The sequence below is a fragment of the Salipiger sp. genome, from assembly GCF_059781815.1.
Map to the genome: position 1 here is coordinate 1 of NZ_JBYNAH010000423.1, position 1,565 is coordinate 1,565.

1 protein-coding gene and 1 pseudogene are annotated in these 1,565 nt (G+C 61.3%); both read left to right on the forward strand.

The genetic code is table 11. The features are described from left to right. Positions 1 to 209: pseudogene (locus AC6RA4_RS25475) on the forward strand (endonuclease); the annotation flags it as partial. A gap of 8 nt (positions 210 to 217) precedes the next feature. Further along, positions 218 to 1,565: type IV secretory system conjugative DNA transfer family protein (locus tag AC6RA4_RS25480; protein WP_500165115.1), on the forward strand; the 1,348-nt coding region annotated here is incomplete at its 3' end.

The window sequence follows — 1,565 nt, forward strand, 5'->3', positions numbered from 1 at the left end:
TCACATCCGGCGATGCCGATGCGCTGGAAAAGGTTCTCGAGGACCGCCTCGACCGGCTCTATGTCGCCAAGGTCTATCTGCAATCCGATGCCGCGACGGCCAATACGGAGGCCCTGCGCCAGGTAGTCGATGATCTTGCCGACACCGAATACGAAAAACACCGCGCGACAGACGTGGATGGCGAGACCGAGCGGGGTCAGGTCCATTGAGCGCCCGCATGGGAAAAGCGCGGATCGCCACAGGGGTCTTTCTGGTAACGCTGGTGACCGGGGCCATGGGCTATACGATCGCCTCGGCGGTGCTGACCTACCAGGATCTCGGCTTCGGGTCCGAGATCGACTTTGCCTATATCGCGCAGAACTACATGGCGATCCTCGATCGCCGCCCGGAGGACGCGCAACTTATTCACCTGATCATCGGCAGCTTCGCCGCCGCCGGCCTGATGCTGAGCCTCGCCCTCTCGGGGTCCGCCCTGACACGCTTTGGCCAGACCCATTGGCAGAGCGCGCGCGAGATGAAGGCCAATGGCTTCTTCGGGGCGCCCGGGACCGGGTTCATTCTTGGCAAGCTCGGTACTCCTAAATCCCGCGGGAAATACATCTGCTCTAAAGTCTTTCCACATGCTCTGATCGTGGCCCCCACGGGTCGCGGCAAGACCACGGGCTTTGTCATTCCGAACCTGCTGACCTGGCAAGGCTCCGCCGTGACGCTCGATGTGAAGGGCGAGTGTTTCGAGGCCACGGCCCGGCACCGCGCCGCCCAAGGTGACAAGGTCTATCGCTTTGCCCCTACCGATTGGGAGGGCAAGCGCACGCATCGCTACAATCCGCTCCTGCGCATCTTCGAACTGAAAGACCCCGCGCGCCAGCAAATGGAATTGCAGCTCCTCGCGACGCTGTTCCTGCAGAGCGACAATGACCGGGTGCAGGGCCTTCTCAAAGGCGGGATCGATCTCTTCGTGGCGGCAGGGCTCTTGGCCTTCCAGCGCAAGCGTCCGACCTTGGGCGAGATCTACCGCATCGCCGCCTCGGGCGGGAACAAGCAAAAGGAGTATTTCGCGCGGGGCCATGAGGTGGACAACAGGGCCGCCAAACTGATCTTCACGCGGCTGGCCTCGACCAACAATGACACCCTGACCTCTTACGTCTCGCTCCTGATGACATCGGGGCTCGACCAATGGCAGAACCCGGCCATCGACGAGGCGACGGCGGTGTCGGACTTTGATTTCCGAACGATCCGCAAGAAACCCTTTTCGGTCTATCTCGTCGTCCAGCCTCTTATGGTGAAACCCCTCGCGCCATTGATTCGGCTGTTCTTTTCCGATCTCCTTTCTGCCATGCAGGAAAAGGACCCCGGACCGGACGAGCCCTGGCCGGTGATGATCATGCTCGATGAGTTCAATCGCCTCGGCAAGATGCCCATCGTAGTCGAGAGCATCGAGACCTTGCGCACCTATCGTGGTCACCTGGCTGTGGTCACCCAAACCATCCCCGCCCTTGATGAAATCTACGGCGAGAACACCCGCCGCGCGCTGCAGGGCAATGCCGGCGTGAAGCTCTACCTGA